The following is a 4627-nucleotide window of genomic DNA, read 5'->3' as shown; positions in this document are numbered from 1 at the left end:
TGTCAAATGGAAAATTTGTTGGTCTGTCCGGAAATACCTGATTAAGTGGTAAACTTTCAGCCGGATAGGGTGGCAATTTTAAACCGGATTAGGTGGCAACTTTGAACCGGATAGGGTGGCAGGTTTGGCGCGGATTACACACCGAATTTCCAAAAACCAAATTTACCATTAAGATTAAACCCATTAAAGCTAAGAAGTATGTTGTTTTTGACATCACCCTGATTATACTTCTTAAAAAAGAAGTTTTCAATTGTAGAATTTATAGGAATTCCTGGATGAGTTGAAAAAAAGTTTCAAAAATGGTAAAGTGTTACCATTATGGAAAAAGAATTTTTGCAAAAAATTAAACGCGGGACGGTTGAAATAATTTCTGAGGAAGAGCTTTCAGCCAGACTTTCAAAGAAAAAACACCTGCGCATAAAACTTGGCGTTGACCCCACCTCTCCCGATCTCCACCTGGGGCATACGGTACTTCTTCGCAAACTAAGGCAATTCCAGGATTTTGGTCATACTGTAGTGTTTTTAATAGGCGATTTCACCGCGCAAATTGGAGACCCTTCAGGGCAGGACAAAACCAGACCTATAATGACTGAAGAAAAAATCCTTGAAAATGCAAAAACTTACCAGGAACAGGTTTTCAGAATCCTTGATAAAAATAAAACAGAAGTCAGGTTTAATAGCGAGTGGCTGAATGCACTCGGCGTAAAAGGTATTTTAAAACTTGCTTCAAAGTACACGGTTGCAAGAATGCTTGAAAGGGATGATTTTTCGCAAAGATTTAAGAATAATACGCCTATAACAACACTGGAATTCATGTACCCATTGCTTCAGGGCTATGACTCTGTTGCGCTAAAAGCAGATATTGAGTTGGGAGGAAACGACCAAAAATTCAATTTGCTTGTTGGCAGAGAGTTGCAGCGGGACGACGGCCAGGAAGCGCAGGTTGTAATGACTATGCCCCTATTGGTTGGCACTGACGGCGTTAAGAAAATGTCCAAATCATATAAAAATTATGTAGCTCTTAATGATACGCCAAAAGACATGTTCGGCAAGATCATGTCTATCCCGGATGATGTTATGGGTATTTACTATGAGTTGTTAACAGATGAAGACCTGGAAAATGTTAAACATGAAATTAAGGAAAAACCCAGGGACGCAAAAGTAAAACTTGCGCAAACAATTGTAAAGCAATATCACGGCGTTGAAGTGGCAAATGCGGTAAGACATGAATTTGAAAGTGTATTCTCAAAAAAGGAACTGCCAAAAGATATTCCTCAATTTGAAACAAAACAAAACCAATGGAAACCGGCGGATTTTTTAGTTGAATTTAAATTAGCGCCAAGCAAAAATGAAGCCAGGCGTTTGTTAAAACAGAATGCAATCGAGGTTTTTAGCGAAGGTTCAACTGAAGGGAGAATCATTGGTGAAAATGACAATATCGTTCTGACGAATATACCCACAATTGTACGTGCAGGCAAAAAGAATTTCTGTAAAGTTATCTATAAATAGAGAGCATGGAAAAACACAATTTCTCGCTCTCCGAGATATTTCCCATACACATAGGGGCATAGGCGGTTCAAAAATCTAAAATTGACAAACTCCTCCCCAGGGGTCGTCAGACAGTGTCAATTTCTTAACGATTTTTTCACCTAAATATCTCAATGTCGCTCAAAAATGTGTTTTTCCATTACTATAGTAAGCAGGAGGAATAATGGTAAATATCAAATTCGGGACCAGCGGGTGGAGGGCAATAATCGGCGATGAATTCACTTACGATAATGTAAAACTTGTCAGCCAGGCAATAGCTGATTACATAAACGGTCGGGGCTCCGCCAGCGAAAAACGGTCAGTGCTTGTCGGCTACGACCCCAGGTTTCTTTCTGAAGAATTTGCAAAACTTTCATCATGCGTATTGGCTGCAAACAATATAAAAGCTTTATATACCGTCAGGGATGTCCCCACCCCTCTTATTTCATACGAAATTATCAGAGGCAAACTTGCCGGAGGAATAAATTTCACCGCAAGCCACAACCCCCCTGAATATAACGGCTTGAAATTCTCGCCTGACTCGGGCGGGCCTGCCATGCCTGAAACAACAAAAGCTATAGAAGAGAGTTGTAAAATACTCCAAAATGACCGCTCTAAAATTAAAGAAATTTCCTGGGAAGAAGGTTTAAAGAAAAAACTCATCGAAGAGATTGACCCTAAACCGGTTTATATAAAAAGGATTAAGGAACTTGTTGACTTCAAGGCTGTCAAAAAAGCAAAACTCAAAGTCGGGATTGATTTACTTTACGGCGCCGCTAGAGGTTATTTAGACACTCTATTAAAGGAAACCGGCTGTAAATTGGAAGTTATTCATGATTACAGAGACCCCCTTTTTGGCGGAGGCAGGCCTGAACCGGATGCCCAACGGCTTGAAGGCCTTTCTAAAATTGTAACAAAGAACAAATTAAACCTGGGATTATCCTGTGATGGCGATGCTGACAGGTTTGGAATACTGGATTGCGACGGAACTTATATTACTCCCAATGAAGTAATAGCTTTATTGCTTTATAGTTTAGCCAAATCCCGCAACTGGAAGGGCATTGTTGCGCGCTCCTGCATGACAACCCATTTAATTGACGCTATAGCCAAGAAGTTCGGCATTGAAGTAAAAGAAACCCCGGTGGGATTCAAGTATATCGGCGATATTATGGTAAACCGCCCGAAGGAATTTATAATCGGCGGCGAGGAATCCGGCGGGCTTACTATAAGGGGCCATGTGCCTGAAAAAGACGGCATTCTTGCATGTTTATTAATGGCTGAAATGGCGGCCATTGAAAAAAAATCTTTCAAGAAAATATTCGCAGATATTGAGAAACTCGTGGGCAAATTCATCACCACAAGAAAAAACCTTACAGTTAAGCCGGAAATCATGACAAAGTTCAAAGACAGTATCCAGGCAAAAGCCCCAAAAGAATTTGCAGGGATAAAAGTAAAAGAACTTAACACCCTGGACGGTTTTAAATTTATTTTGGAGGACGGCTCCTGGGTGGGCATGCGCTTAAGCGGAACCGAGCCCCTGGTAAGATTATATTTTGAATCCAATTCACAGCAAAAAATTGAAACAATCCAAAAAGATACCGAAAAAATAATAGCCGCCTTATAATGGCCTTCAGATTAATTCAGTTTTCCCTATTCCTGATTCCCCTGGCCTTTTTCACCGGCACAAAAGACCACTTCCTTATTAAAGAAACCTTAACCCTGCTGTTTTTATTGGCAGGGACCGGGTTTTTCTTAACAGGCATTTTTGAAAAGAAATTAAAATTTAGTTTAAACACAGCGTCCATTGCAATTCTTGCGTTTTTGTTTGCTGAACTGCTTTCCATTTTTAATGCAAAATTCCCCGAACTCGCAGTAAATACCTTTTCATTGCACCTTTGTTTCTTTTTCGTTTACATATTTTCTTTAAGCCTGGATTCCAAACATACGGAAACTATTCTAAATACAATATTAATCACGGGACTTATCGCGGGGGGTTACGGAGTATTTCAACATTTTGGCTATGATTTTGTCAATTGGATATCCTCTTACACTGGACGGCCCTCGTCAAGTTTCGGCAATCCAAATTTTTTTGCCGGTTATATCATAATCTTGATTCCTATTGCCTTAACTTTCTTTTTTAAATCTATGGGTTTCAAAAAATATCTTTGGCTTATTCTTTTCGTTATCTTTACAATAGACCTCATTTTTAATAAAACCCGCGGTGCCTGGATAGCCTCTGCGGTTTCCCTGGTTTATTTACTTAGCGTTTTATTCATCAAAAACAAAAAACTGATTTTAACCGCAAGCATTATTGTCGTGTTATTAAGCGCTTTATTGGGGTTATACGAATTCACTAAATACCGGGGAATTAATCTTTATTCCCAATCTCCTTCGGTTGCCGAAAGATTATTCAAATGGCAGGCTGCTATTGAAATGATAAAGGAACATCCCTTTATCGGGACTGGCGCCGGTAATTTGAAAGTTAATTTCGCCCTATATCAGGCAAAAGTGAAAGAAAAAACGAATTTCAGGCTCAGGGGGACCAGCGAATCAAATGTTCATAACGAATTTTTACAGATTTTCGCTGAAACAGGAATACTTGGGCTTTTAAGTTTTCTGTTAATTTTTATTTTTTACTTTTTCACTTTGCTCAAAAAAGAAAACAATGACACTTTATCGCTGAGCGTTTCCGCGGGCGTATTGGCTTTCCTGGTTTTTTGTTTGACTAATTTCCCTTTAAGAATTATGCCTACAGCAATTACCCTGTTTGCGCTGATGGGGCTGAGTACTAATAATTTTCAGCCTAAGGCTGACCAGCCTAGGGCTGGGAAATTTGAAATAAATACAAACAAAAATACAAACTGGAGTATTAGGTCTGTTATTTTTATTATGTACTTTTTTGTTATTTGGAAATTTGCGATTACCCCGTTTATTGCTGATTCATACAGAAAAACTGCCGATGACGCTTCAAATATGAACGATTTAAACAAAGCGGTTAATTATTATGAGAAATCAATATCCATGGATAAAGCCCATTCGGAAAGAAGCGCTTTTGATTTGGGTGAAATTTACCGCAAAACAGGCAGAATTGATGATGCTA

At 39.1% G+C, this 4627-nt stretch carries 3 protein-coding genes; all 3 read left to right on the top strand.

The window, feature by feature from the left end:
• Nucleotides 1–318 precede the first annotated feature (318 nt).
• The gene (locus KKH91_05545) at nt 319–1509 is read left to right on the top strand and encodes a tyrosine--tRNA ligase (protein ID MBU0952269.1); all 1191 of its coding nucleotides are present in this window, start codon (nt 319–321) and stop codon (nt 1507–1509) included.
• Between the two features lie 202 nt (nt 1510–1711).
• Nucleotides 1712–3151: a phosphoglucomutase/phosphomannomutase family protein gene (locus tag KKH91_05540; protein MBU0952268.1), complete on the top strand. Its 1440-nt coding sequence runs from the start codon at nt 1712–1714 to the stop codon at nt 3149–3151.
• Nucleotides 3151–4627, top strand: a 1477-nt coding sequence (locus tag KKH91_05535; GenBank protein ID MBU0952267.1) for an O-antigen ligase family protein, incomplete at its 3' end; no start/stop codon positions are given. The genes KKH91_05540 and KKH91_05535, both read left to right, overlap by 1 nt.

The organism is Elusimicrobiota bacterium (assembly GCA_018816525.1).
GTDB lineage: Bacteria > Elusimicrobiota > Endomicrobiia > CG1-02-37-114 > XYA2-FULL-39-19 > OXYB2-FULL-48-7.
The sequence above is the reverse complement of the archived record's forward strand: the minus strand, read 5'-3'. Positions and strand labels throughout refer to the sequence as shown.